20 protein-coding genes are annotated in these 26,184 nt (G+C 70.4%); 12 read left to right on the forward strand and 8 right to left on the reverse strand.

Annotated features, from left to right (window positions below):
- Nucleotides 1–125: 125 nt before the first annotated feature.
- The 5 genes from HNR73_RS00450 (at nucleotide 126) to HNR73_RS00470 (ending at nucleotide 6,734) form a co-directional block, all read left to right on the forward strand.
- Complete coding sequence (locus tag HNR73_RS00450) at nucleotides 126–3,479, forward strand: S8 family serine peptidase (protein ID WP_184785176.1); 3,354 nt, start codon at nucleotides 126–128, stop codon at nucleotides 3,477–3,479.
- A gap of 85 nt (nucleotides 3,480–3,564) precedes the next feature.
- Nucleotides 3,565–4,548 carry a helix-turn-helix domain-containing protein gene (locus HNR73_RS00455; RefSeq protein ID WP_184785177.1) on the forward strand — a complete coding sequence of 328 codons (984 nt, stop codon included), beginning with the start codon at nucleotides 3,565–3,567 and terminating at the stop codon, nucleotides 4,546–4,548.
- A 279-nt stretch (nucleotides 4,549–4,827) separates the two neighbouring features.
- Nucleotides 4,828–5,130, forward strand: a complete 303-nt coding sequence (locus tag HNR73_RS00460; RefSeq protein ID WP_184785178.1) for an Rv1322 family protein — start codon at nucleotides 4,828–4,830, stop codon at nucleotides 5,128–5,130.
- A 48-nt stretch (nucleotides 5,131–5,178) separates the two neighbouring features.
- Nucleotides 5,179–5,961, forward strand: coding sequence for an alpha/beta hydrolase (locus HNR73_RS00465; protein WP_184785179.1), 783 nt, complete (start codon nucleotides 5,179–5,181; stop codon nucleotides 5,959–5,961).
- Nucleotides 5,962–6,002: 41 nt separating this feature from the next.
- Nucleotides 6,003–6,734, forward strand: coding sequence for an alpha/beta fold hydrolase (locus tag HNR73_RS00470; protein WP_203686579.1), 732 nt, complete (start codon nucleotides 6,003–6,005; stop codon nucleotides 6,732–6,734).
- 33 nt (nucleotides 6,735–6,767) lie between these two features.
- Here HNR73_RS00470 and HNR73_RS00475 read toward each other — a convergent pair whose 3' ends face one another.
- From HNR73_RS00475 to HNR73_RS00500, 6 genes are all read right to left on the reverse strand, one after another.
- Nucleotides 6,768–8,084 (reverse strand): protein kinase domain-containing protein, encoded by a 1,317-nt coding sequence (locus HNR73_RS00475; RefSeq protein WP_184785181.1) that lies wholly within the window; start codon nucleotides 8,082–8,084, stop codon nucleotides 6,768–6,770.
- Nucleotides 8,085–8,137: 53 nt separating this feature from the next.
- Nucleotides 8,138–9,304 carry an AI-2E family transporter gene (locus tag HNR73_RS00480; protein ID WP_184785182.1) on the reverse strand — a complete coding sequence of 389 codons (1,167 nt, stop codon included), beginning with the start codon at nucleotides 9,302–9,304 and terminating at the stop codon, nucleotides 8,138–8,140.
- A gap of 229 nt (nucleotides 9,305–9,533) precedes the next feature.
- Nucleotides 9,534–11,246 (reverse strand): coiled-coil domain-containing protein, encoded by a 1,713-nt coding sequence (locus HNR73_RS00485; protein WP_184785183.1) that lies wholly within the window; start codon nucleotides 11,244–11,246, stop codon nucleotides 9,534–9,536.
- A 190-nt stretch (nucleotides 11,247–11,436) separates the two neighbouring features.
- Nucleotides 11,437–12,699 (reverse strand): DivIVA domain-containing protein, encoded by a 1,263-nt coding sequence (locus HNR73_RS00490; protein ID WP_184785184.1) that lies wholly within the window; start codon nucleotides 12,697–12,699, stop codon nucleotides 11,437–11,439.
- A 252-nt stretch (nucleotides 12,700–12,951) separates the two neighbouring features.
- Nucleotides 12,952–15,510, reverse strand: a complete 2,559-nt coding sequence (otsB, locus tag HNR73_RS00495; RefSeq protein WP_184785185.1) for a trehalose-phosphatase — start codon at nucleotides 15,508–15,510, stop codon at nucleotides 12,952–12,954.
- Nucleotides 15,511–15,628: 118 nt separating this feature from the next.
- Entirely contained in the window at nucleotides 15,629–17,083 is a 1,455-nt protein-coding gene (locus HNR73_RS00500) for an alpha,alpha-trehalose-phosphate synthase (UDP-forming) (protein ID WP_275414577.1), read from the reverse strand.
- A gap of 223 nt (nucleotides 17,084–17,306) precedes the next feature.
- On the opposite strand from HNR73_RS00500, the gene HNR73_RS00505 reads away from it, so the two are divergent.
- From HNR73_RS00505 to HNR73_RS00535, 7 genes are all read left to right on the forward strand, one after another.
- Nucleotides 17,307–17,681 (forward strand): GntR family transcriptional regulator, encoded by a 375-nt coding sequence (locus tag HNR73_RS00505; protein WP_184785186.1) that lies wholly within the window; start codon nucleotides 17,307–17,309, stop codon nucleotides 17,679–17,681.
- Entirely contained in the window at nucleotides 17,678–18,589 is a 912-nt protein-coding gene (locus HNR73_RS00510; protein WP_184785187.1) for an ATP-binding cassette domain-containing protein, read from the forward strand. Before HNR73_RS00505 ends, HNR73_RS00510 begins: the two co-directional genes overlap by 4 nt.
- Entirely contained in the window at nucleotides 18,586–19,344 is a 759-nt protein-coding gene (locus HNR73_RS00515) for a hypothetical protein (RefSeq protein WP_184785188.1), read from the forward strand. Before HNR73_RS00510 ends, HNR73_RS00515 begins: the two co-directional genes overlap by 4 nt.
- 141 nt (nucleotides 19,345–19,485) lie before the next feature.
- Nucleotides 19,486–21,177, forward strand: coding sequence for an energy-dependent translational throttle protein EttA (ettA, locus tag HNR73_RS00520; RefSeq protein WP_184785189.1), 1,692 nt, complete (start codon nucleotides 19,486–19,488; stop codon nucleotides 21,175–21,177).
- 8 nt (nucleotides 21,178–21,185) lie between these two features.
- On the forward strand, nucleotides 21,186–21,626 hold the full coding sequence (locus tag HNR73_RS00525; protein ID WP_184785190.1) for an acyl-CoA thioesterase: 441 nt from the start codon (nucleotides 21,186–21,188) through the stop codon (nucleotides 21,624–21,626).
- A complete protein-coding gene (locus HNR73_RS00530) occupies nucleotides 21,623–22,228 on the forward strand; it encodes a DUF8185 domain-containing protein (protein ID WP_184785191.1) in 606 nt (201 codons plus the stop codon). Before HNR73_RS00525 ends, HNR73_RS00530 begins: the two co-directional genes overlap by 4 nt.
- A 278-nt stretch (nucleotides 22,229–22,506) precedes the next feature.
- Nucleotides 22,507–23,169 (forward strand): type III secretion system chaperone family protein, encoded by a 663-nt coding sequence (locus HNR73_RS00535; RefSeq protein WP_203686585.1) that lies wholly within the window; start codon nucleotides 22,507–22,509, stop codon nucleotides 23,167–23,169.
- An 88-nt stretch (nucleotides 23,170–23,257) separates the two neighbouring features.
- Here HNR73_RS00535 and HNR73_RS00540 read toward each other — a convergent pair whose 3' ends face one another.
- Both HNR73_RS00540 and HNR73_RS00545 read right to left on the reverse strand, forming a co-directional pair.
- Nucleotides 23,258–24,691, reverse strand: a complete 1,434-nt coding sequence (locus tag HNR73_RS00540) for a M1 family metallopeptidase (RefSeq protein ID WP_184785192.1) — start codon at nucleotides 24,689–24,691, stop codon at nucleotides 23,258–23,260.
- 19 nt (nucleotides 24,692–24,710) lie between these two features.
- Nucleotides 24,711–26,171, reverse strand: a complete 1,461-nt coding sequence (locus tag HNR73_RS00545; protein ID WP_184785193.1) for a M1 family metallopeptidase — start codon at nucleotides 26,169–26,171, stop codon at nucleotides 24,711–24,713.
- Nucleotides 26,172–26,184: the final 13 nt, after the last annotated feature.

Genomic DNA, 26,184 nt, shown 5'->3' on the forward strand with positions numbered 1-26,184 from the left:
TGGCGAGAAGCGGCACCCCGTGTCGTGTTCTCGTCATGGCGGTTTGTCGTCTCTCTCCGGCGTGGGAAACCCGGCGTTTCCTCTGCGAAGGTGTGATCACCCACCCCTGACTCGCCGGAGTTCACATGTCCCCCGCCTTCCCCGGGCGCAGATTCGGCATGGCCTTCGCCGTCGGCGCTCTCGCGCTGACGGCCGCCGCCGTCGTGCCGCAATCGGCCCACGCCCAGCCGCTCGGCGACATCGCCGGATCGTCGCAGGCCCCCGCCGGGCAGCCCACCTACGTCACGCTCGTCACCGGAGACCGCGTCCAGGTCTTCTTCGCCGCCGACGGCACCACCTCGGCCCTGCTGGAGTCGGCCGGTGACCACTACACCCGCCGCGTCGGCGACGACCTCTACGTCATTCCCGTCACCGCCGAGAAGGCCCTCGCCGAGGGGCGTCTCGACCCCGAGCTGTTCAATGTGACCGGCCTGGTCCGGCAGGGCTACGACGACGCCTCCCGCACCGACCTGCCGCTCCTGGTCACCGGCTCGCTCCCGCAGACCCGCGGTCTGACCGGTTTCAGCGCCGGCACGCACCTCGACTCGATCGGCGCGACCGCGGTGACCGTCGCCAAGGACGGCCTCGCCGCCGCCTTCGGCACGCTCTCCGGGGACAACGCCCGCGGCCTGGGCACCGGCAAGATCTGGCTGGACGCCAAGGTCGAGGGCACCGACCTCGACCCGACGACCGGCGTGGAGCAGACCGGCGCGCCGGACGTGTGGGACCTCGGTTTCAACGGCGAGGGCACGAAGGTCGCGATCCTCGACACCGGCTACGACGCCGAGCACCCCGACCTCGCCGGCCAGGTCCTGGCCGCCGAGGACTTCACCGGTGACGGCAGCCCCCTCGACCGTGACGGCCACGGCACGCACGTCGCGTCCACGATCGCCGGAACCGGCGCCGCGGACGCCTCCAAGGTCGGCATGGCGCCGGGCGCCGACCTGCTCATCGGCCGCGTCCTCGGCAGCGGCGGCGGTCAGACCTCGTGGATCGTCGCGGGCATGGAATGGGCCGTGGCGCAGGGCGCCGACGTGGTCAACATGAGCCTCGGCTCGACCCTGCCGACCGACTGCACCGACCCGATGGCGCAGGCCGCCAACGAGCTCAGCGCGCAGTCGAAGACCCTGTTCGTGGTCGCCGCCGGCAACAGCGGCATGCGCGAGACCGTCTCCTCGCCCGGGTGCGCCACCGGGGTCCTCACCGTCGGCGCCGTCGACGGCGAAGGCGCCACCGCGAACTTCTCCAGCCGCGGCCCGGTGCTGGGAAACCACGAGCTCAAGCCCGACCTCACCGCGCCCGGCGTGGCCATCACCGGCGCCGCCCTCGGCAGCCCCGGCGAGGTCCCCTACACGCGCATGTCCGGCACCTCCATGGCCACGCCTCACGTGGTCGGCGCGGTCGCGCTGATCCGCCAGGCCCACCCCGACTGGACCGCCCAGCAGGTCAAGGCCGCGCTGGTCGCCTCCGTCAAGAAGGAGACCGTCGACACGGTCTACGACCAGGGCGCCGGTGAGATGTGGGTGCCGGGTGCGCTCGACGCCGTCGTCACCAGCGACACCTCGGTGCGTCTAGCCGACTTCGCCTGGCCGCACGGCCGCGACGAGCGGGCCACGAAGAACGTCACCTACACCAACGACTCCGCCACGCCGGTCACCTTGTCCCTCAAGGTCGACGACATCACCGGAGCCGACGGTGAGCGGGTGTCCTCGAAGGCCATCACCCTCGGAAAGACCAAGATCACCATCCCCGCGCACGGCACCGCCACCGTCCCCGTGACGGCCAACGGCTACCTGCACGGTCTCGACGCCTCCTCCTACGGCGAGATCGGCGGCCGCATCATCGCCACCGGCAGGAACGGCGTGCGGGTCACCACCGCCGTCGGCTTCTGGCTGGAGCCGGAGAGCGTCGACGTCACCGTCAAGGCCATCGACCGCAACGGCGCCCCGGCGACCGGCGGCTACCTCGACCTGACCGACGCCCACCAGCCGGCCCGCTCGCTGATCTACTTCCAGGGCGAGGACATCCCCCTGCGCCTGCGCGCCGACAGCCACGTGGTCAGCGGCTTCATCCGCACCACCAACACCGACGGCACCTACTCCTACACCTACGTCGGCGACCCCGAGGCGCGCCTGACCGAGGACACCGTCATCACCCTCGACGCCCGCAAGGCCAAGGCGGTGACCGTCACCGGCGACCGGCCGCTCCAGATCCGCTCCGGCTCGCTGCACGTCGGCCGTTCCTTCGACCGGTGGCTCGTCGACAACTCGGTCTTCGCCGCGCGCAACCCGAGCTTCTACGCCGCCCCCACCGACCGGGTCCGCGACGGTGAGTTCGACTTCGGCGTCTACCTGCGGGCCACCGACCCGGCCGTCGCCGAGGAGAACAGCTCCTACGTCTACAACCTCTCCTTCACCGGCGACCGTGTCTCCCGCGACCAGTCCCACCGGGTCCGCGACCGCGACCTCGCCACGGTGACCGAGAACTTCCACGCCCAGCGCACCCCGGGCCTCGCCTACGAGTGGACCCGCGTCCTCCAGGACAACGGCGGCGACCCGATCTACGCCGGCAGCGGCAACCCGGTCAAGGTCCCCTCCACCCGCACGGCCTACTACACGCCCGGGCCGCGGTGGCAGCAGATCGCCACGACCCTGCGCATCCGCGGTGAGACCTGGTTCGGCGAGGCCCAGACCTACGACAGGCGCCAGAAGTCGGCCGTCGACTGGTTCAGGATGCCCGCCCACAACAGCCTCGGCCGCTACGACGACGGCACGCCCGGCCGCGTCGCCGAACGCCAGGGCACGCTCGTCGGCTTCTCGTTCGCGCCCCTCAAGGACGCCGACGGGCACTGGGCCGCCGGGGGCTTCGGCGACATCGGCAACCTCGCGCTGTGGAAGAACGGCGAACTGATCGGCACCAACGCGTGGCCTTCAGGTCAGGCGCAGATCGGCTCCGACGACTGCGTCCTGCGCGTCGAGGTCAACCAGATGCGCTTCAACAAGGCCGGCTGGGAACTCGCCAAGGGCACCGTGACGAGCTTCGAGTTCGCCTCGACGCGTCCCGACGGCGACACCGTCGAGGCCCTGCCGATCGCGGTCCCGTCCTACGACGCCCCCGTCGACAACCTCAACCTCGCCCCGAACACGGCCACCGCGTTCCCGGTCGAGGTCGGCCTCGAAGGCCAGGACGGGTACGACCCCGGCGCCATCACGTCCTTCACGGCGAAGGTCTCCTTCGACGCCATCGACTTCATGGGCGGCAAGCCGGTCAAGGACTACACCTGGACCGACGTCCCCGTCGTCAACCGCGACGGGAAGTGGTTCGCCCTCGTCGACAACACCGCCAACGCCGGAGGCATCGCCTCCCTGTGGATCAACACGGTCGACTCGCACGGCACCAAGACCGAGCAGATCACCGTCAACCTCTATGGTGTCGCCTGACATTCGGGCGATAACGGCACAGGGCGGCCGGGCACTCCCCGGCCGCCCTGTGCGTTTGTCGCCGCTTCCCGCATACTCCTTTGCTGTGGAGCTGCGCGCGCTGGGCATCGACGCCGAACAGGAGCGGATCTACCGCCACCTGGTCTCGGCGGGACCGGCGCACGTCCCCGAAGTCGCCGCCGGGTTCGGCCTCGACGAGAACCGGGCCGCGCACGTCCTCGACGCCCTCACCACCGCCGGGCTCGCCAGCCGCGACGACGACCGCTACATCGCCGCCCCGCCGGAGATCGCCCTGCGCGCCCTCCTCGTCCGCCGGCGCGACGAACTCGGCCGCGCCGAGACGGCCCTCGCCGAACTCACCGAACTCTTCCGAGCCTCGGCCGCCGGGCGCTCCGTCCGTGACCTCGTCGAGGTCGTCGTGGGCGTCGACGGCGTCCGCCAGCGCTTCGGGCAGATCCAGAGCGGCGCGGCCCGTGACCTGCGGGCCTTCGTCCGCGCCAACCCCATGGCCGTCTCCGCCGCCCAGAACACCGCCGAAGGCGAGGCCATCCAGCGCGGCGTCCGCTACCGCGTCGTCGTCGAGAAGCCCGTCCTCGCCGAACTCGGCATGCTCGCCCGCGCCGAAGAGTCCCTGGACGCCGGCGAGGAGATCCGGATCATGCCCGAACTCCCACTGCGCATGATCATCGCCGACGGCGAACTCGGCCTCGTCCCCCTCAACAGCGCCGGCGAACCCGGCGCCATCGTCGTCCACCCCAGCGGACTCCTCGACGCCCTCATCGCCCTCTTCGAGTCGACCTGGGACCGCGCGATGGCCCTGCGGCCCGAGGACGGCTCCTACGCCGAGGACCTCACCGACCTCGACCGGCGCATCATCGCGCTGCTCCTCCAGGGCTTCACCGACAACGCCGTCGCCAAACAGCTCGACGTCTCCGCCCGGACCGTGCAGCGCCGGATCCGCTACCTCATGGACGAAGCGCAGGTCAGCACGCGTATGCAACTCGGGTACCGACTCTCGACGCTCCGGCGGCTGAGGCCGGGCGACGCGGGTGGATCACCGGGGCAATAATCTCTTGACTTGGCCACGCCCTCTTCCCGGAGGGAGGTGGATCCCCTCAGGATCCTTCCTGCCTCGTCGACGACCGCCCGCCCGGAGTGCTCCGTTGAGGTCTTACCCCGTCCACACAGGCCGTGACCGCCTGCACGCGCCCGGCCGCCCGGAAGCGGAACCCGTGCCCCCGCTTCACCCGCTCGGTCACGCCGCACACCCCGGACGGCTAGATTGTGAGAACGTCGACGCCGCGGCCCCTCCCCGGCACTCAGCGCCGGGTCGTCCGGGAGGAACCGCATGAGCCCCCGCCGTAACCGGCGCACCTCCGCACCCGGCACCGCCGACCCCGAGAGCGGCCGCCGCAAGGTCGAGGCCATCGAGGACGGCCCCGACGGCGAGCAGTGGTACGTACGCCACATCCCCGGCACCGCCGCCACCAAGGTCTACCGCTGCCCCGGCTGCGACCAGGAGATCGGCGTCGGACTCCCACACGTGGTCGCCTGGCAGGTCGACGGGCCCGTCGACGCCCGCAGGCACTGGCACACCGGCTGCTGGCGGGCACGCGGCCGGCGCTCGCCGAGGCTCTCCCGTCACCGCTGAGAGGCCGCTCCGCCATCACGCGCCCGCACACAGTGGCAGACTCGAAGCGTGACCTTGATCCGCGCGAACTCGATCCTCCCCGCCCGGCGTGAGGCCCTGCGGCTGGAGACCGCCGACGGCCTCGGCCTCGTCGCCGAACTCGCCCGCCCCGCCGACCGCGAACCGGTCGCCACGCTCGTCTGCCTCCACCCGCTGCCCACCCACGGCGGCATGATGGACAGCCACATCTTCCGCAAGGCCGCCTGGCGCCTCCCGGCGCTGGCCGACCTCGCGGTCCTGCGCTTCAACACGCGCGGCACGTCGAGCGTCCAGGGCACCAGCGACGGCGCCTTCGACAACGGCGAGGGCGAGCGCTTCGACGTCGCCGCCGCGCTGGAGTACGCCGAGTTCCACGAGCTGCCGAACATCTGGCTGCTCGGCTGGTCCTTCGGGACCGAGCTGACCCTCAAGTACGGCTGCGATCCGTCCGTCGAGGGCGCGATCCTGCTGTCGCCGCCGCTGCGCACGGCCGAGCCCGCCGACCTCGCGGTGTGGGCCGAGTCCGGACGGCCGCTGACGGCCCTGGTCCCCGAGCACGACGACTACCTCCAGCCGCCCGAGGCCGAGAAGCGCTTCGCGGCGATCCCGCAGGCCGAGGTGGTCGGCGTCCCCGGCGCCAAACACCTGTGGGTCGGGCACGCCGAACTCGTCCTCGACGAGATCGTCCGCCGCGTCAACCCGGCCGTCGCCCTGCCCCTCCCGGGCGAGTGGGACGGCGAGATGACCTACGGCGACGCCAGCGCCTACGCCGACCGCACGGTCGCCGCCTTCGCCGACGTGCCAAGGCCATGACCTCCGCGGTGGTCTACCGGGCTCACGGGGAAGGAACCCCGGTGGTCCTCCTGCACGCCTTCCCACTCCACGCCGGGATGTGGCGGGAAGTCGCCGACGACCTCGCCACCGGCCACCTCGTCATCACCGTCGATCAGCGCGGCTTCGGCGACTCCGCCGACATCGTCCTGCCCACCGCGGCGAGCCTCGACGTGTGCGCCGACGACCTCGCCGGCGTCCTCGACGAACTCGGCGAACCCGGCGCGGTCCTCGTCGGCGTGTCCATGGGCGGGTACGTCGCCATGGCCTTCGCCCGCCGCCACGCCTCGCGGCTGCGCGGGCTGGTGCTCGCCGACACGAAGGTCACCGCGGACACGCTCGACGCCGCCGCCAAGCGCCTGGAGATCGCCGAACAGGTCCTCGCCGAGGGCGACGCGCGAGGCTTCACCGCGTCGATGCTGCCGAAGCTGCTGGGTGAGACCACGCGCGCGGAGAAGCCCGACGTGGTGAAGGAGACCGCCGCGATCCTCGCCGAGGCCTCATCGGAGGCCGTGGCGTGGGCGCAGCGAGCGATGGCGGCACGGCCCGGCTCCGAGACGGTCCTCGCGGGCCTGCGGGGACTGGCGGTACGCGGTGCCGAGGACACGCTGATGTCCGCCGAGGACGCCGACGGCGTGGTCCGCGCGCTCGGAGGCGCGCCCGCGGTCGTCATCCCGGGTGCGGGACACCTGCCGCCGCTGGAGCGGCCGCGCGAGTTCGCGGAGGCCGTGCGGCGGCTGACGCGGGCGGTGTAGCGGAGCGGCCCCGGCCCGAGCCGGAGCCGCCCTTCAGCTCACGCAGTCGGCCACGTAGTCGCGGATCTTCTGCGGCACGCCGTCGGCGCACACGTCGTCGACCTGTTGCAGACGTCCGTGCACCCGGTGGGCCACGACCTTCGTGATGTCGTCACCGGCGCCGGACCCGCCGCGCAGCGGGCTCGGCCCGCGCACGGTCAGCGCCACGAAACCGTCGGCGCACAGGGTCTCGGTCACCGTCGAACCGTCGCCGTACCAGGCGACCGCGGCCGAGGCGAGCTCGTCCTCGGTCGGGCAGGACGTGGCCGTGTCGTCGTTGGTGCGCGTCGCGGCGTAGGTCGCCAGGCTCGCACCGCCCAGGAAGGCCACCGCCAGGGCGGCGACCGCGATCGTCTTCGTCGTGCGCCCCAGCCGGCCCTGCCGGTGCGGCTCGTTCGCCGGACGCGCGGGGATGGCCAGGTCGGTGACCGTGGGCGCCACCGCCGGACGCGGACCGCCCGTCGGCGCCAGTTCGGCCGCGACCGTCTTGGGCCGGCGGCCCGGTGCCGGGGCCGCCGAGATGTCCATCGTCGACAGGGCGTCGCGCAGCCGCGCCGCCGTCGGCCGGATGCGCGGGTCGGCGGTCAGGCACACCGCGAGGATGTCGGTCAGGACCGTGCTCACGCCGGGGATGTCGGGCACGGGAGCGGCCCGCAGCAGCGGGTCGCCGAGACTTCCGCCCTCGGTCGCCAGCCACGGCAGGCGGCCGCCCAGGGCCCCGTAGAGGAGCGTCCCGAGGTCGTAGACGTCGGCGGCGGGGCTGACCCCGAGTTCACCGGCGGAGGCGGCGTCCATGTGCTCGGGAGCCGTGTACGCCGACTTGCGCAGGGGCCTGGCCAGCAGGGGAGCGGTGGCGTCGAAACCGGCCAGCAGGAGCTGGTCGCCACCGCCGAGCAGCGTCGTCGCGGGATGGACGGCGCCGTGGATGAGGTCGATGGAGTGGACCGTGGCCAGGGCGTCGGCGAGCGCGACGCCGAGGTCGCGGCAGAAGCCCGGCGTCAGCGGGCCGGACTGGCGCAGCCGGTCGCTGAGGGAGGTCCGGGTGGTCTGGACGGCGAGGTACGGCCGTGCTTCGCCGGTGAGGCCGACGGCGTGCACCGAGGCGATGTGCGGATGCGCCGACAGCTTGGTGACGCGGCCGGCCCAGTCGAGGAACGTGCTGCGGCGTGCGCCGACGGCGCGTTCGTTGCCGAGCGTGACGACGAGCGGTCCCGGTTCTTCGGGCAGGGAACCGCTGAACACCGCGGCCACGTCGTCGCGATGCAGTAACCGGCGGAGGCGGACGGCGCCGGCGGCGGAGAGGTCGGTCATGCGCGTTTCACCCCCTTCCCGGGGTGACGGGTCGTTGCGGGCACGTTGGGCTCCTAAGCGAGGTCCTGGCGCGGGATGTGCACCTCACGCACCAGCAGCTGTATCGCGGCGACGGCGGGCACCGCCATGAGGGCACCGACGATACCGAACAGTGCGGTACCGATCAGCAGCCCCAGGATCGCGCCCAGGTCGCTGACTTTCACCGACCTGCTCATCATGCGCGGGTAGATGATCCAGTTCTCCAGCTGCTGGTACAGAACGAAGAAGATGATGCACGCGATGCCGACCGGTATGGAGACCGAAAAGCCTACAAGGCTCACGATAACCGCCCCAATCGTCGCGCCGACCTGTGGGATGAGATCGAAAATCGCCACGATGAGGGCGAGCGCGTAGGCGTACTTGATGTCCACGATGAACATGAAGATGAACGAGGTGACCCCGGCGATCGCGGCGATGCCGAGGGCGCCGATCGTGTAGTTGCCGACCTTGGTGAGCATCTCGTCGCCGAGGGCCCTGGCCCGGGGCCGCCGCTCGGCGGGGAGGAGCCGGTAGGCGCCTTCCTTGAGACGGTTGAAGGAGGCGAGGAAGTAGAAGGTCAGGATGACGACCATCAGTCCGTTGAAGACGGTCCCGCCGACCACGCCGAGTACCGAGACGAGTCCGCCGGCGGCGCTGGTGATGTTCTCGGCGCTGGCGGCGCTCTTGAGGTTCTCGATGATCGAGTACTGCTCGTTGAGGTCGTTGATGAAGCGGTTGCCCTTGAGGTTCTCGATGTAGTTGGGCAGCGCGTCGACGAAACTGTTGACCTCCGTGATGAGCGGAGGCAGGAGGGTCGCGAAACCGCCGCACAGGACGATGAACATCACCAGGGCGACGATGGCCACGGCGATGCCGCGCCGCTTCACCAGGCGCTCCACGCGCACGACCATCGGGTTGATGCCGATGGCGAGGAAACCGGCGATGATGATCGCGAGCAGGACGCCCCACGCCTGCTGGAGACCGATGTAGAGCATGTAGGCCACGATCAGGCCGATGCCGGCGAACAGCCCGAAGTGGAAGGGCGTGCGCGCGAAACGGCGCCCCGGGGTGCCGTACGGGCTCTCGGGGGTCTCCTCGGCGCGCGTCTCCTCCGCTTCGGGAGCGGTCGCGGCGTCGGCGTCGGTGGCGCCGGCACGCGGGGTGCCGGGGTCCGGCGGGCTGGCTCCGGCCTCAGTGGACATGCGGCCACTGTAGCGATTATTGAAGGTCAGCGGCGTTGCGGGCGTGTTCGGCACCGGGCGTGGCGGACAGTGTTGTGCGTACGCGGACCGAGCGGTCACTCGCGGTATACCGTGCGGCCTTCCGGTGGTCCCGGCCGCGCGGCGCCGGGCGACTCCGCTTGGCGGAGCGGCCGGGCACGGCGAAGGCGCCGCCGGTTGCCCGGCGGCGCCTTCGGGTGGTCGTGCGGCGCTACTTCTTGCCCGCCGCGGCCGGCTCGCCCTTCTTCTCCTGGGCCTTGTCGGCCCCGGACTCCTCGCCCTCGGCGGCCTCGGCTTCGGCCTTGGCCTCCGGCTCGGCCTTCGCGGCGGCCTTGCCGGGCGGAGGCGTGGGCTTCGGCGCCTTGGCGTCCTTGCCTCCCGCGACCTCGGCCGGGGCGGGCTGCTTGGCCGCGACGGGCTCGGCGCTCGCCTCAAGGGCGTCGTCGAGCAGGCTGTCGGCCTGAGCGCGCGCGGTGTCGAGGATCGCCTCGGCGTCGCGGCGGGCGGCTTCGGCGGCCTGCTTGGCGCCCTCTTCGGCGCGGGCGCGGAGATCGGCGACACGCTTCTCGGCGCGCGAGATGAGCTCGGCGGCCCGTTTCTCGGCGTCGGCGGTCAGCGCCTTGGCCTTGGCGTCGGCCTCGGTGGTGACCTTCCCGGCGTACTCGTCGGCGCCGCCGCGCGTGGAGTTCACGTATTCGTCGGCCGAGGCCCGGTTGGTCTCGGCGTACTGGTCGGCCTCGCCGCGGACCTTGGTGACGTGGGCGTCGGCCTCGGTCGTGGCGGTTCGCGCGGTCTCGGAGGCCTTGATGGTGACCGAGGCGGCGTGCTCCTCGGCCTTGGCGACCATCTCGGCGGCGCGCTTCTCGGCCTCGCCGACGAGCGTGCCGGCCTGCTCGTTGGCGGTCCGGCGCTGCTGCTCGGCGTCGGCGGCGTAGGCGTCGGCCTCCTTGCGGATGCGCTCGGCCTCGCTCGCGGCGTCGGTGGTGATCTTCTGCGCGGCCTGCTCGGTCTCGGCGCGGAAGGTGCGCATCTGCGTCGTGGTCTCGGTGCGGATGCGGTTGGTCTCGGCGAGGGTCTCGTCGCGGACCTTCTTCGCCTCCTGCAGCGCGGCGTCGCGGGTCTGCTGCGCGGTCGCCTCGGCCTCGGCCTGGCCCTTCTCGGCCGCCTCGCGGGCGGCGCGGGTGACCTGCTCGGCCTCGGCGGCCGCGGCCTGCTTGGCCTGCTCGGCCTCGACCTCGGCGGTCTGCTTGAGCTGCTGGGCCTCACCGCGCAGGCGCTCGATGTGCGCGACGAGCTGGCGGGCCTGCTCGTCGGCGGCGGCGCGGATCTGCGTCGCCTGCTCCTGGGCCTGCTGCGCCATCTGCGCGGCCTGCTCCTGAGCCTGGGCGACGATGCCCTTCGCGCGCTGCGTCTGGCGGTTCAGCTCGGCCTCGACGGAGGCACGGCGATCGGCTTCGGCCTTCTCGGCGGCGGTGCGACGGGCCGCCAGAGTGGTCTCGAAGTCACGACGGGCCGCCTCGGCCTCCTCGTTGGCCTGCGCGAGGATCTTGTCGACCTCGGCGCGCTGCCCGGCCACCGCCTGTTCGGCGCGTTTCTTGATGTCCTCGGCCTCCTCACTGGCCAAGGTCAGGATGTGCTCGACCTTGGCGCCGAGATGCTTGTAGGACACCTCCTCGCCGACCGCGGCACGCCTCCTGATCTCGTAGATCTGGGCCTGCATCTGCTGGACCTGGGACACCAGCCCCTCGACCTGCGCCTGCGCTTCGGCCTTTTCGGCCGCAAGGCTGGTCAACTGCGCGTCCATTCTGGCCATGTACGCGTCGACCTGCTTCTTGTCATAGCCGCGCAACTGCTGGTCGAAACCGCCGCCGCCCTCCGCGCCGCCGAAGCCCGCGAAGAAATCTCCACCTGCGCCTTGAGACATAGCCACATCCTCACATGCCAAACCCCGCCTCGCCGGAAGAGATGCCAGATGAACGGCAACCGATTCCGAAGCGGCGGGGTATGGCCTCGCACCCAATTTTTGCCCGAAGCCCTACCGTCAGCCGGCTCGTGACTCATCTGAAGTCAAGCAGCTTAAGCCATGACCGTAGCGCGTGAGGCTGAAAGACTCCTTAAGACGCCTGGGACGAGGCGGAGACCTTCTCGTCGTCGGACTTGTCGGCATCACCGGATTTCCCGGAGTCGCCGGTGAGACCGCCGAGGGCCTCGGCGGGGACGATCCCGGCGAGACCGGAGATCATCTGGCGCAGCTGGGACTGGAGCGAGTCGCGCTTGCGGGACAGCTCGTCGACCTCGCGGTTGGCGGCGGTCGTCTTGGCGTCGGCCTCGGCCTTCGCGTCGGCGACCAGGCGCTCGGCCTCGGCCTTGGCCTCGGAGACGTTCTTGTCGGCGGAGGACTTGGCCTTGTCGACGGTCTCGGTGGCGTAGCGCTCGGCTTCGAGGCGGCGCTGCTCCGACTTCTGCTCGGTCTCCTTGGCGCGCTCCTCGGCGTTGCGCGCGCGGCCTTCGGCCTCGTTGACCAGCTTCTGGGTCGCGGTGACCGCGGCGGTGTGGCGCTCGGACTCCTCGCGCTCGGCCTTCTCCCGGCGCTCGGCCAGTTCGAGGGCCAGGGCCTGGAGTTCCTTGTCGCGCTTCTCCTTGGCCTCGGCGTAGAGCTTGGCGGCCTCGGCGCGCTTCTCCTCGGCCTCGCGTGCGGCCTTCGCCCGGAGCTGCGTGATCTCGCGCTCGGAGGTGGCGCGCATGGTGGCGACCTCGCGCTCGACGGAGGCCTTCAGCTCGGCGACCTCGTGCCCGGTCGACGACCGCAGCTGCTTGGTCTCACGGTCGGCGTCGGCGCGCAGGGTCTCGGCCTCACGGCGGGCCTGCACGCGCAACTCGGCGGCCTCGCGTTCGGCGGCCGTGCGCAGGTTGCCGGCCTCGCGTTCGGCGGCCTGCTTGACATTGGCGGACTCGCCGCGCGCCTTGTCGGTGATCTCACGCGCCTCAAGGCGGGCCGCGGACAAGATGCCCTCGGTCTCGCGCTTCGCCTCGGCCCGGTGCTCATTGGCCTGTTCCTCGGCGAGGCGGAGGATCTGCTCAACACGGGTGCCAAGTCCCGACAGGGTCGGACGGCTGTTCTCCTCAAGCTGCTTGGCCTGGTCGGCAAGCCGCTGCTCAAGGCCGTTGACACGCTGCTCGGCCTGTCGCAGGCGTCGCTGGGCGTCGGTCATCCGCTGCTCGGCTTCGCTGCGCGCGCTCTCGGTCTGCGTGAGCGCGGCGTTCAGCCGCTGAACGAAGTCGTCGACCTGCGCCCGGTCGTATCCACGTAGCCCAACAGTGAAGTCAGGCTTGTTGTTGGCGTTATCGAAGAATGACTTAGAGGGCTGCTGGGGCATTGCCACATCGTTGCAGACAGCGGGTGGGGGTGCGCAACCCCCGTCGGGGTATCTGGAGCTCTCAATTTGCTGAGAGCGCCACTGTGGACACCGGCGCTCAGCGCCCAATGTCTGCTTCGTCCGGTTTAGGGGTGGCTGCAACGCTTCTCGGTGGAAAAGGTTACGGGCATGATCTACCTGAAAACCGGCGCAAGTTTTATTAGGGCCCCGCTGTGGCGAGGCCCTAACATCACGGTCGGTCGCCCCCGGGTCTCAGGAGTCCAGCAGCAGCGCGCAGTGGATGAACCCGAGGTGAGAATACGCCTGCGGGTGGTTCCCCAGTCCGCGCTCGGCCATCGGGTCCCATTGTTCGGGCATCAGACCGGTCGGCCCGGCGCAGTCGATCAGTTGCGTGAACAGCTCCTCGGCGTCGGCCCGCCGCCCGATCTTGAGGTAGGCCTCGATCAGCCAGGCCGCACAGATCAGGAAGCCGCCCTCGACGCCGGGCAGCCCGTCGTCACGGCGATAACGGTAGACCGCCGACCCGCTGCGCAGCGCCGCCTCGGTCGCCTCGACGGTGTCGATGAAGCGCTGGTCGCTCGGGTCGAGCAGCCCGGTCAGGCCGATCCACAGGGTCGCGGCGTCCAGGTCGGGCTCGTCGTAGGCGGCGGTGTAGGTCCGCAGGTTCTCGTCCCAGCCGTGCTCAAGGACGTTCTCGGCGATCGTGTCGCGCAACGCCGCCCAGCTCTCCTTGCGCGGCAGGCCGTGGTTGTCGGCCAGGTAGATCGCCTTGCTGATGGTGTGCCAGCACATGACCTTCGAGTACACGTGGTGCCGCGGGGGGCGGGGTGCCTCCCACAGACCGTGGTCGGGCTCGTGCCAGCGGCGCTCGACGGCGTCGGCCATCGCCAGGATGACCTCCGACTCGAAGTCGGTGAGCCCGCCGCGCAGGTCCGCGACGGCCGCGACCAGGTCGGCCACCGGGCCGAAGACGTCGAGCTGGACCTGCTTGTTCGCCGAGTTGTTGACCCGCACCGGCCGCGACCCGGCGTAACCCGGCAGCGTGTCGATGATGCCCTCGGGAGGCAGCGAGGTCCCGTCGATCGTGTACAGCGGCGACAGCCACTCCGGGTGCCCGGCCGTGGTCTCGATGACGTGCGCGCACCACTTGAGGAAGTTCTCCGCCTCGTGCAGTGAACCCAGCTCGACCAGGGCCTTGGCGGTCATCGCGCCGTCCCGGAACCAGCAGAAGCGGTAGTCCCAGTTCCGCACGCCGCCCAGCTCCTCGGGCAGCGAGGTCGTCGGAGCCGCCAGGATCGCGCCCGTCGGCTCGAAGCACAGGCCACGCAGCGTCAGCGCGCTGCGCATCACCAGATCGCGCTTGAGCTTGGGCAGCTTCAGCTTCGCCGCCCACTCCCGCCAGTCGCCCTCGTTGGACTCCCGGCGGTCTTCCAGCGAGGTTCCCGAGGCCGCCAGATTGTTCGTCCCGGCCCGCATCTCCAGCACGACCCGCCCGCCCATGGCGCCCAGGTCGATGTTCGCCGTCGCGGTGTCGTTCTGCCCGTCGGAGGTCACCTCCCACTCCACACCGGGGGAGCGCAGGACCAGCGGCTCGTTGTAGCCGAGCATCAGCAGCCCGTCGCCGAGCGGCTGGAGCCGCACCGGCAGACTCCCGAACTCCGGCCTCGGCGCGAACTCCACCCGCGCGACCGAACTGCCGGCCAGCTCACGGATGAGCGTCGTGGTGTGCGCGTCGCCCGAACGCAGGTCCGTCCCGTCCAGCCAGTCGGTCACCGACAGGCCCGACCAGCGCGTCTCCACGCTCATCGTCTCGTGCTTGTAGCGCTGCCCCAGGGGAAGGCCGCCCTCGACCGGCCCAACCGTGAAGTGCCCGGCCGTGGTCCCGCCGAGCAGGTCGGCGAACAACGCGCCCGAGTCCGGCTTCGGGTGGCACATCCAGGTGATCCGCGCCTCCGGGCTCACCAGGGCGTTCGCCGCGCCGTCGGCGATCATCGAATGCCGCTCGATCAGCACCGAGCGCTCGCCGTACAGCCACGACCGCCGCGTCTGGAGGAGCGTGGCCAGCAGCTGCGCGACCTCGTAGGTGTCGTCGACGCGGAACTGCGCGAGGGAGTTCCCGTCGCCGACCCGCACGCCCAGGTCGGGGCCGTGCAGGTGCGCGAAGGCGTTTTCGTCGGTCACGTCGTCGCCGATGAACAGCACGGCAGACGCGCCCAGCTGCTGCCGCAACGAGTCCAGCGCGGTCCCCTTGTGCGTGGTCATGACCGACAGGTCGATGACCTCCTTGCCCTCGGTGGACTGCACCTCGGGCCAACCGCCCGGGCCGGCCTTGATCGCCGCGATGACCTCCTCGGCGACGGGACGCGGGGCCGTACGGGTGTGCACCGCGATCCCGGCGGGCTTCGGCTCCAGCCGGATGCCCTCCTTGTCGCGGACGATGTCGGCGATCGCCGCGCTGATCTTGTCGCGCAGCGAGATCTGCTCGGAGGTGAGGGCGTGGGTGAAACTCACGTCGAACTCGGAGCCGTGGCTCCCGACGAGATGGATCTCGCTGGGCAGCCGCGACAGGGCCGCCAGGTCGCGCAGCGCGCGGCCGGAGATGACCGCGACCTTCGTCTGAGGCAGAGTCGCCAGCGCGCGCAGCGCGGCGACCGTCTCGGGTAGAGGGGTGGCCTTCGCGGGGTCGGTGACGATCGGCGCGAGGGTGCCGTCATAGTCACAGGCCACCAGCAGCTGCGGCGTTCTCGCCAGTGCTGCCAGGGACGAGCGGAGGTCGGCGTCCATGGTGGACGACATAATGGTCTCGGTCATGCCTTCAGGCTCCTGCGGGCGTGTCGAGATCACCCGCGTCATGCGCGCTCGGCGGGCGAAAGATCGTTGCGGTCAGGTCGAGTAACGGTTCGCGTGGGATTGCCACGTTATTACCGTCTTATTGCTGTTTCGTTTCGATATTGCCGGGATTGTACGCGGTCGCCGCCTGCGGAACCCCTAGCGCGGTCAGGAAGGCGCTCGCCCAGTGGCGGACGTCGTGTCCGCGAAGATACCGCCGCATGGTTCGCATGCGCCTGACGCGGTCGACGGTATCGGCATTGATGGCGTTCATGAGCGTCGTCTTCAGCCCGTCCAGGTCGTGCGGGTTGACCTGATAGGCCTGCCGGAGGTCCCCGGCGGCACCGGCGAACTCCGAGAGGACGAGGGCCCCGCCGAGATCGGTGCGGGAGGCCACGTACTCCTTGGCGACGAGGTTCATCCCGTCCCGCAGCGGCGTCACCATCATGACGTCGGCGGTCAGGTACAGCGCGGCCAGCTCGGCACGGCTGTAGGACTGGTGCAGGTAGTGGATGGCGGGCAGACCGACCCGGCCGAAATCGCCGTTGATCCGGCCGACCTCGCGCTCCACGGCCGCGCGGAGCGCCTTGTAGTGCTCGACGCGCTCCCGGCTCGGCGTGGCCACCTGCACCATCACCGCGTCGGGCACCCGGAGGCGGCCTTCGGCCAGCAGCTCGCGGAACGCCTTCAAGCGTTGCTCGATGCCCTTGGTGTAGTCCAGCCGGTCCACCCCGAGGATGAGGGTGCGGGGGTCGCCGAGCTCGGCGCGGATCTCCTTGGCCCGGCGCTGCACGGCGCCGCTGACCGCGGTGGCCTCCATCTCGGCGACGTCGATCGAGATGGGGAAGGCGTCGGCGCGTACGACCCGGCCGCCGACCTCGACCTCCTTGCCGCGCGGCTTGAGGTCGAGCAGGTGGCGGGTCAGGCGCAGGAAGTTCTGGGCGGCGAGGGGCCGCTGGAAGCCGACGAGGTCGGCGCCGAGGAGCCCGTCGAGCAGTTCGAGGCGCTTGGGGAGCTGCATGAACAGCTCCACCGGGGGAAAGGGGATGTGCAGGAAGAAGCCGATGCGCACGTCGGGGCGCAGGCGGCGCAGCATCGCCGGGACGAGCTGGAGCTGGTAGTCCTGGACCCACACCACCGCGTGCTTCGCGGCGACCTCGGCGGCCCGCTCGGCGAAGCGCCGGTTGACCCGGACGTAGGCCTCCCACCAGCTGCGGTGGTAGCTGGGCGGTTCCACGGCGTCGTGGTACAGCGGCCACAGGGTCGCGTTCGAGAAGCCCTCGTAGTACGAGGCGAGCTCGTCGGCGCTGAGGGGGACGGGGCTGAGCTGCATCCCGTCGAGCTCGAAGGGGGCGGGGGCCTCGCCGTCGCCGCCGGCCCAGCCGATCCAGGTGCCCTTCTCCGACTGGAGGACGGGCTTGAGGGCGGTGACCAGTCCGCCGGGGCTCTGCCTCCACTCCCGGCCGTCCTCGGTCATGACCTCGTCGACGGGGAGCCGGTTGGCGACGACGACGAAGGGGGCGCCTTCGCCGTTCTGACCGCTTTCAGGAGACACGTTGTGGTTCCTCCTCGATCGTTCGCATGCGTGGCGTGACGAGCCTACTGGCGCACGGTGACAGGAGGCGGGACCGTGATGGGAATCGGGCACGTGATCGTCACGGCGGGAATCCGACCCCAAGTCTAAAGGAGTGTCCGGTTCTTGTCAGCCAGGTTGGTTGGCGCTATGGTTCATCACACAAGTAATGAACCCATATACCCATCGGTCTGCGAGGTGATGCATGTTCGACGACCGGACACCGATCTACCAGCAGATCGCGGCCAGACTGAAGCAGGACATCCTGGACGGCACCCTCGCCGAGGGCGACCAGGTCATGTCCACCAACCAGTACGCCACGTACTACCGCATCAACCCGGCCACCGCCGCCAAAGGCGTCCACCAGCTGGTGGAGGAGGGCGTCCTGCACAAACGTCGCGGCCTGGGCATGTACGTCACCGAAGGCGCCCGCGAGAAGCTCCTCGCGCAGCGCCGGGACCGTTTCTTCACCGAGATGGTCGAACCCATGGCCGCCGAGGCGAGCCTGATCGGGGTACCCCTCGCCGACGTCGTTCGGCACCTTGAAGAGCTGGAGAACCAGAAGAGGCGCATGCGATGAACCCGGGCACCTCCGTCCACGAACAGCCGGAGAACCTCGTCGAGGTCGACGACCTCCGCGTGTCCTACGGCGACGTCACCGCGCTCGAAGGCGTCTCCCTGACGCTGGAGGCGAACAAGATCTACGGCCTGATCGGACGCAACGGCTCCGGCAAGACCAGCCTCCTGTCCGTCCTGGCCGCCTTCCGCCGCGCCGACGCGGGCACCGTCCGCGTCGAAGGCCGCGACCCCTACGAGGACGCCGACATCGTCTCCCGCGTGTGCCTCATCCGCGAGAGCGGCGACCTGCCCGCCGCCAAGATCCGCCAGATCATCGGCCTCTACCGGGAACTGCGCCCGAACTGGGACCAGGAACTCGCCGACCGCCTGCTGAGGCGTTTCGACCTCCCGGCCGGCCGGAACGTCTCGAAGCTCTCGCGCGGCATGAAGTCGGCCTTCGGCTGCCTGCTCGGGCTCGCGTCACGGGCACCGCTGACCATGTTCGACGAGTCCTACCTGGGGATGGACGCCCCGGCACGCTACATCTTCATCGAGGAACTGTTGCGCGACTACGTGGAGTACCCGCGCACGTTCATCGTCTCGACGCATCTGATCGAGGAGTTCGGGAGGCTCTTCGAGGAGGTCCTGATCGTCGACAAGGGCCGGCTGATCGTGCACGACACGGTCGACTCGCTGCGGGAACGCGGTGTGTCGATCAGCGGCCCGGCCGAACTGGTCGACCGCTTCGCCATGGGCCTCGACGTGCTCGGCGAGCAGGTGCTCGGGCCGACGAAGCAGGTCACCGTCTACAGCCACCCGACCGACGACCTGCGCCGCCAGGCGAAGGCGGCGGGGCTGGAGCTGGGCACGCTGCCGTTGCAGGACCTGTTCGTGCACCTGACGACGCGGCCGGAAAGGAACCCCTCGTGACCACCACCACCGCGACCGTCCCCGGCCGTAAGGTCCGCCGTCTGCGCGGTCTGTGGCCGACCTACTTCAGCGTCCTCTTCGGCAACGCCTGGTACGCCTGGTTCTGGGCCGTGATGATCCTCATCTACGCCGGGATCGCCGCCGGTATCGCGCTGTGGGGCACCACGGACATCAGCCTGTGGGAGACCTCCACCAACTCCACCAAGGGCACCATGGCCGCGATGGGCGTCATGTCCGTCCCGGCGTTCCTGCCGCTCATGGTCGCCGCCGGGGTGACGCGGCGGTCCTTCGTCGTCGGCGTGACCGCGGCGATCGGGACCCTCGCCACGGGCTCGTCGCTGCTGCTGACGATCGGGTACGTCATCGAGCGGCCGATCTACGAGGCCTACGGCATTCCCGAGAACCTCAGCACCAACCACCTGTTCACCGACTCCTCGCAGCTGCACCTGATCTTCACCGAGTCGCTGATCGTCCAGCTCGCCTACGCCGTCTCGGGCCTGCTCATCGGTCTCTGCTTCTACCGCTTCGGCCCGTTCCCGGGTCTGCTGCTCATCGCGCCGTGCGCGATCACGGCGGCCGGGACGGAGGTGCTGCTCACCGGCGGCACCTGGTTCGGTCCGGTGGCGGGTGACGCCTTCGGCGCGGGATGGCCGGTCTGGCTCCAGATCGTGGTCCCGGTGCTGGCGATCGCGGTGTCGACGGTGATCCTGCGGGCGGTGGCGATCGGCACGGCCCTGCGGCCGCGCAAGAACTGACGCGAGGGGTGTGACGGTCGTCGCGGCACCTTGGCGTGACCTGAGTTGGTGACCGTGGCGGAGGCTTGACAAGATTGAGCCGCGTGTCCAGCGCAGCAGTCGACAGCAACCGCTACCCAGCTTTGTGAGGAAGACGCCACCGTGGCTCAGTTCATCTACACGTTCGAGAAGGCCCGCCGCGCACTCGGGGACAAGGTCATCCTCGACAATGTCACGCTGTTCTTCCTCCCCGGCGCCAAGATCGGCGTCGTCGGTCCCAACGGCGCGGGTAAGTCGAGTCTGCTGAAGATCATGGCGGGCCTCGACAAGGTCACCAACGGTGAGGCCAAGCTGATGCCGGGCTACACCGTCGGCATGCTCGCGCAGGAGCCCAAGCTCGATGAGACGAAGACGGTCCTGGGCAACGTCGAGGACGCCGTCGCCGACACCAAGGCCAAGCTCGCTCGCTTCGACGCGATCGCCGAGGAGATGGCGACCGACTACACCGACGAGCTGATGGAGGAGATGGGCAAGCTCCAGGAGGAGCTCGACCACGCCAACGCCTGGGAGATCGACTCCAAGCTCGAACAGGCCATGGACGCGCTGCGCTGCCCGCCCGGCGAGGAGATGGTCGCCCACCTCTCCGGTGGTGAGCGCCGCCGTGTCGCGCTGTGCAAGCTGCTCCTCGAAGAGCCCGACCTGCTCCTGCTCGACGAGCCCACCAACCACCTCGACGCCGAGAGCGTGCTGTGGCTTGAGCAGCACCTGGCCAAGTACGCCGGCACCGTCGTCGCCATCACCCACGACCGGTACTTCCTCGACCACGTCGCCGACTGGATCCTCGAACTCGACCGCGGCCGCACGCACCCCTACGAGGGCAACTACTCCACCTACCTGGAGAAGAAGGCCGAGCGCCTGGCCGTCGAGGGCCGCAAGGACGCGAAGCTGCAGAAGCGCCTCAAGGACGAGCTGGAGTGGGTCCGCTCGAACGCCAAGGCCCGCCAGACGAAGTCGAAGTCGCGTCTCGGCCGCTACGAGGAGATGGCCGCGGAGGCCGAGAAGACCCGCAAGCTCGACTTCGAGGAGATCCAGATCCCGCCGGGGCCGCGCCTTGGCAACACCGTCATCGAGGTGAAGGACCTGGTCAAGGGCTTCGACGGCCGGACCCTCATCGACGGCCTGAACTTCTCCCTGCCGCGCAACGGCATCGTCGGCATCATCGGCCCGAACGGTGTGGGTAAGACGACGCTGTTCAAGACGATCGTCGGCATCGAGAAGCCGGACGCCGGCTCGGTCAAGGTCGGCGAGACCGTCCAGCTGTCCTACGTCGACCAGAACCGTGAGGGCCTGTCCGGCGACAAGACGCTGTGGGAGACCGTCTCCGACGGCCTCGACCACATCATGGTCGGCAGGGTCGAGATGCCCTCGCGCGCCTACGTCGCCGCCTTCGGCTTCAAGGGCCCCGACCAGCAGAAGCCGACGAAGGTCCTCTCCGGTGGTGAGCGCAACCGCCTCAACCTCGCGCTCACCCTCAAAGAGGGCGGCAACGTGCTGCTGCTCGACGAGCCCACCAACGACCTGGACGTCGAGACCCTGTCTTCGCTGGAGAACGCGCTGCTGGAGTTCCCCGGCTGCGCCGTGGTCATCTCCCACGACCGGATGTTCCTCGACCGGGTCGCCACGCACATCCTGGCCTGGGAGGGCGAGGAGGTCGACGGTCAGGAATGGCCGACGCCGAAGTGGTTCTGGTTCGAGGGCAACTTCGAGGCCTACGAGAAGAACAAGATCGACCGTCTCGGCCCGGAGGCCGCCAAGCCGCACCGTGTCACCCACCGCAAGCTGACCCGGGACTAGTCCCGACGATGGCCCGGTACGTCTACCACTGCCCCCTGCGCTGGTCCGACATGGACGCGTTCCAGCACGTCAACAACGCACGCTTCCTCACGCTGTACGAGGAGGCGCGTGTCGCGCTGATGTTCAACGGGGCCAAGAAGTTCGGGCTGACCTCCTTCGCCGAGGGCGTCGTCGTCGCGCGTCACGAGATCGATTACCTGCGTCCGGTGGACTACGGGATCGGTTCGGGCGACGGCGACTCCTCGCCGGAGGTGCGCATCGAGTTGTGGGCGAGCGAGATCCGCAACGCGGCCTTCGTGGTGGACTACGAGCTCTTCGACGACCAGAAGTCGGCCGGCAAGGTGGCGAGCCGGGCGAGGTCCGTGCTCGTTCCCTTCGACCTGGTCGCCGGCCGGCCTCGCCGGATCAGCGAGGCCGAGCGGGAGTTCCTGGAGGCGTGGCGCGGATGAGCGGGGTCGATCCTGCCGGGCTGATCGGCGCCGGGAGCGCCGAGGAGGCGGCCGACTTCGCCGCCCGGGCCATGCGGTTCAGTCCCGAGGCCCTCGTGCGGCTGCGGCCGTCGGGGGACGGCACCGGCCGGTTGTGGACGGTGCTGCCGTTTCGCGTGCTGGCCTGCCGGACCGTCGCGACCGCCCATGACGACGACGTGACGGTCCGGGCCGCCGACCTGCTGCGCTCCGGACCGCCCTCGCGCCATGACGGGTCGTGGCGCACGACTCTCCCCACCTCCGACGGCGAGGTCCTGGAGACCCTGCCGGGCGCCGAGGTCGTCCGCCTCGACCGGGCCGCCGGAGAGACCCTCCGCAGCCGTCGCGGTCAGGGCGTCGGCGACCGCCGCCTGCGTGACGCGCTGCTCGACCACGTCGCGGTCACCGTCGTCGGCGACGAGACCAAGCACGAGGTCCCGCTGCGGCTGATCGTCGGGCTGCTGCGCATGGGCCTGCACGACGCCGCCGCGCCGGTCTCCGTGCGTCTCGCCGGCCGCCGGATCGGTCTCACCGGTGCCAAGGGCTCGGTGTGGGGCCTCGAAGCCGGATTGCGCGTCCTCTAGCCGACTGGCGTCCACTTCTTACCGTGTATGGCGAAGGCTCGTACACCATGTCCTTTTCGGAGAGTGACCCAGGTCACCTCGATCGGGTGATTCGCCACGAACGGTGGATTCCAGGCGCATGAGCCGGGGATCCGCCGTTCGGCCGGTTTTCGGCCGGATCAGGCGTGATCGGGACCGCTGACCCTGGCCACGGGCCTTTACGCACCGGTACGGTTCGGGTCGGCGGGCCGCGCATGAGCCCGTCGTTCACGGGAGACGGCAACACCAAGGGGACGGACATGGCATGGTGGCGCAGCCGCCGGGCGGAGCAGGACCCGACCGGCGCGAAGGACGACGTGGTGACGACGGAGGGCTCCTCCGCGGTCACCGAGACGACGTCGATCACGGCGAAGACCGCCAAGGTCCCGCTCCAGCGGGGAGCCGCCGATGACACCGTCCGCGAGAACCGGGTCCCCGACGGGCTCGACCCGAACCTCGCCGCCGACCTCGACCGCCTCACCCGCAACGCGGTGCAGGCGACGACGGTCCGCCGCCTGACGACCGAGCGCATCACCGCGGCCCTCAAGCGCCTCAAGATCCGCTACCTGACCGACGAGAACGGCGCCGTCCTGGCGATGTGGGAGCGGCACGTGCTCCAGATCGCCTGCGAGGGGCCGGGCGGCGAGATCCTCGTACTGCGGGCCCGCGCCTACTCGACGGTCTCGCCGGAGTGGGTCGACCGCGCCTACACCGCGGCCAACGAGTGGAACCGCACCCGCCGTTTCCTGAAGTCCTACGTCGGCGCCGAGACCGAGAGCGGCCAGTTCCCGCTCTACGGCGAGGTGCAGCTCCCGCTGGTGCCGGGTCTGCACGACGCGCTGCTCGACGAGGTCATCGACTGTGCCGCCGCCGTCTCCGGATCGTGGGCCGACTGGCTCCACGACGAGGGAGCCGTGCTCTAAGACCTTCCCCCACCCCCGGTGCCCCGGCTCGACGGACCCCCCTCCGTCGGGCCGGGGCACGTTCTTCGCGCGGGCCCGGCCGACGGGCTCAGGCGCGCGGGGTCGTCGGCGAGTCCAGCCAGGCGTCGATGAAGGCGGTCATGTCCTCGCCCGCGTACTCGCTCACCCAGGCGGTGAACGACGCCCGGTCCTGGGTCGTGTTGCGCTGCTTCTGCACCCAGTCGCGCAGCATCGCGTCGAACTTCTCCGGCCCCATCTCGCCGCGCAGCCCGTGCAGCATCAGCGCGGTGCAGAAGTACACGTTGCCCGAGGCGAAGGCGCCGGGATCGTAGTCGCCGGGCGGACCGTACTCGTCGCGCATGCGCTGGTCCGCGCCCGACCAGACCGCGACCGCGTCCGCCTCGGTGAGCATGCCCTGGTCGACGGCCCACATCGCCTCGGCGTAGGTCGCCACGCTCTCGTTGAGCCACACGTCGCGCCAGTCGCGCGGTGAGACGGAGTCGCCGAACCACTGGTGGGCCAGTTCGTGCAGGATCACCCGGCGGTCGCCGTTTCCTCCGGCCAGGCCCGCGCTGAGGGTGATGGTGCCCTGCGTTTCCATCCCCGACCGCCCTCCGACCGCGACGATGCCGCTGTTGGGGAACGGGTACGGCCCGTACCGGCGCTCCAGCCAGGCCACGAGTTCCGGCAGCTCGGCGAAGAGCGGTTCCCACTGGGCCGCGAAGCCCGACGGGACCCACGAGACGTAGTGGACCTCCCCGGCGCGCTGCTCGTACATCTCGAAGCGGTCCACGGCGAGGGTGGTGACGTAGCTGGCGACCGGATCGGCCGAACGCCAGGTCGTGGTCGTGTACCCGTCGTCGGTCTCGGTGCCCTGGTAGACGCCGGTCGAGACGCCCGTCCAGCCTTCCGGCGTGGTGACGGTGACGTCGTAGAGGGCCTCGTCGGAGGGGTGGTCGTTGACCGGGTACCAGGTGAAGGCGCCGAACGGCTCCTGGAAGGTCCACAGCTCGCCGTCGGCACCGGTCTGCGCGCCGATGCCTCCGGCCATGTCCTCGCGCCGGGCGGGAGCGGGAACCGGTGCGGGCACACCGTTGTAGGCGACGGTCACCACGATGTCGCGGTCCTTGACGACGGCCGCGGTCAGCACGAGGTCGTCGCCTTCGCGTGCGGCGGGCGCAGCGACCCCGTCCACCGTGGACTCGGTCACGGTCAGGCCGGCGGCCAGGTCGAGACGCAGTTCGCCGGCGTCGTGGACCGGGCGGATCGTGAGCTCGGCGAGTCCGTTGAGGACGCGGTCGCCGGGGACATAGGTGAGCGCCAGCCCGTAGTGCAGGACGTCGATGCCTGGGTTGCCCTGCTGCGGGTACAGCGGGTCGGTGACGGGTTCGCTGCGTCCGGCCGACAGCTCCGACGGCGGTTCGGGCGCCGGCGGAGACGGCGGCGGCTCGGGGGAGGTGCAGGCCGAAAGGCCCACGGCCAAGGCGACCGTCAGCGCCAGGGGTGTCGTCCGCGCTCGCATGTCTCCCCGTTCCCGCCGGTCACCGTGGAGTCGTCGGTGAGTCCAGCCACTCGTCGATCAGCCCGGTCAGGTCCTCACCGGCGTACTGGTTGACCCAGGCGGTGAAGCTCTCGCGGTCCTGCTGGGTGTTGGGCTGCTTCTGGACCCAGTCGCGCATCATCTCGGTGAAGCGGGACTCACCGATCTTCGTGCGGATCTCGTACATCATCAGCGCGGTGCAGATGTACACGTTGGACGACGCGAACTGCCGGGCGTCGTACTGCCCGGGCGGGCCGGCCTCGTCGCGGAGGATCTGGTCGGCCGAGCGCCAGTTCTCCACGACCTCGCGTTCGGTCGTGAAGCCCTGGTCGGCGTTCCACATGTCCTCGATGTAGGTCGCCATCGACTCGTTGAGCCACACCCCGCGCCAGTCGACGGGCGTGACGGCGTCGCCGAACCACTGATGGGCCAGCTCGTGCACCATCACGCTCTCGATCAGCTCCGGGCCCATCGTGCCGAGGGCCGAGCTGAAGGTGATCATCTCCTGCGTCTCCATCGCCGACTCCCCGCCGACGAGCACGACACCCGCCGCGTCGAAGGGGTAGGGGCCGTAGCGTTCGGCGATGTAGGCGATGTGTTCGGGCATCTTGCGCAGCGGGGCCTCGAACTCGCGCATGCTCTCCCGTGGGATCCACGCGGTGATCGGCAGCTCGTTCGGGCCGGTCATCTCGATCTTCTCGAACTCGTCTACGGCCAGCGTGGTCAGGTAGCTCGCGACCGGATCGGCGGAGTGCCAGGTGAAGACGGTCCGGTCGCCGTCGGGCGCCTCGCCCATGAAGCGGCCGCTGGCCACGCCGGACCAGCCCTCGGGGACCGCGACGGTGATGTCGTAGAGGGCCTCGTCGGAGGGGTGGTCGTTGACGGGGTACCAGGTGAAGGCGCCGTAGGGCTCCTGCATCGTCCACAGGGAACCGTCGGACTCGGGCCGCATGCCGAGGCCGTCGTCGAAGTCCGAGCGCGTCGTCGGCGCGGGCGCCTGCTCGGGAACGCCCTCGTAGACGACGGTGAGGACGGCCTGCGCCTCGGCGGCGAGGGAGGCGTCGAAGGTGACGTCGTGGCCGGACTGGCTCGCGGTGACCGGCGTGCCGTCCAGAGTGGCCTCGCCGACCCTGAGGTTGTCGGCGAAGTCGAGACGGAGTCCGTCGACGGCCCGCACGGCCCGCAGGGTGATCGTCGCGGTGCCGGCGAGGACGGAGGTCGTGGGGTCGTAGTCGAGGGCGAGTCCGTAGTGGAGGACGTCGACGTCGGCGTTGCCGTAGTCGGGGTACAGCGGGTCGGCGACGGGTTCGCTGCGGCCGGCCGACAGGTCGGCGGGGATGTCCGGCTGCTGCGACGGGGACCCGATGGGCGGGTTCACGTGCGGCGCGGGTGTGCAGGCGGCGAGGACACCGAGCCCGGCGAGAGCGCCGACGGCGCCGCGGATGATTCGTCGCCGGACCATGTCCACCCCACTA

Source organism: Phytomonospora endophytica, from assembly GCF_014202425.1.
GTDB lineage: Bacteria > Actinomycetota > Actinomycetes > Mycobacteriales > Micromonosporaceae > Phytomonospora > Phytomonospora endophytica.

Coding starts and splice junctions, on each gene's coding strand:
- HNR73_RS00450 (WP_184785176.1), top strand. CDS start 126: ATGTCCCCCGCCTTCCCCGGGCGCAGATTCGGCATGGCCTTCGCCGTC.
- HNR73_RS00460 (WP_184785178.1), top strand. CDS start 4,828: ATGAGCCCCCGCCGTAACCGGCGCACCTCCGCACCCGGCACCGCCGAC.
- HNR73_RS00475 (WP_184785181.1), bottom strand. CDS start 8,084: ATGACCGACCTCTCCGCCGCCGGCGCCGTCCGCCTCCGCCGGTTACTG.
- HNR73_RS00480 (WP_184785182.1), bottom strand. CDS start 9,304: ATGTCCACTGAGGCCGGAGCCAGCCCGCCGGACCCCGGCACCCCGCGT.
- HNR73_RS00485 (WP_184785183.1), bottom strand. CDS start 11,246: ATGTCTCAAGGCGCAGGTGGAGATTTCTTCGCGGGCTTCGGCGGCGCG.
- HNR73_RS00490 (WP_184785184.1), bottom strand. CDS start 12,699: ATGCCCCAGCAGCCCTCTAAGTCATTCTTCGATAACGCCAACAACAAG.
- otsB (WP_184785185.1), bottom strand. CDS start 15,510: ATGACCGAGACCATTATGTCGTCCACCATGGACGCCGACCTCCGCTCG.
- HNR73_RS00505 (WP_184785186.1), top strand. CDS start 17,307: ATGTTCGACGACCGGACACCGATCTACCAGCAGATCGCGGCCAGACTG.
- HNR73_RS00510 (WP_184785187.1), top strand. CDS start 17,678: ATGAACCCGGGCACCTCCGTCCACGAACAGCCGGAGAACCTCGTCGAG.
- HNR73_RS00525 (WP_184785190.1), top strand. CDS start 21,186: ATGGCCCGGTACGTCTACCACTGCCCCCTGCGCTGGTCCGACATGGAC.
- HNR73_RS00530 (WP_184785191.1), top strand. CDS start 21,623: ATGAGCGGGGTCGATCCTGCCGGGCTGATCGGCGCCGGGAGCGCCGAG.
- HNR73_RS00535 (WP_203686585.1), top strand. CDS start 22,507: ATGGCATGGTGGCGCAGCCGCCGGGCGGAGCAGGACCCGACCGGCGCG.
- HNR73_RS00540 (WP_184785192.1), bottom strand. CDS start 24,691: ATGCGAGCGCGGACGACACCCCTGGCGCTGACGGTCGCCTTGGCCGTG.
- HNR73_RS00545 (WP_184785193.1), bottom strand. CDS start 26,171: ATGGTCCGGCGACGAATCATCCGCGGCGCCGTCGGCGCTCTCGCCGGG.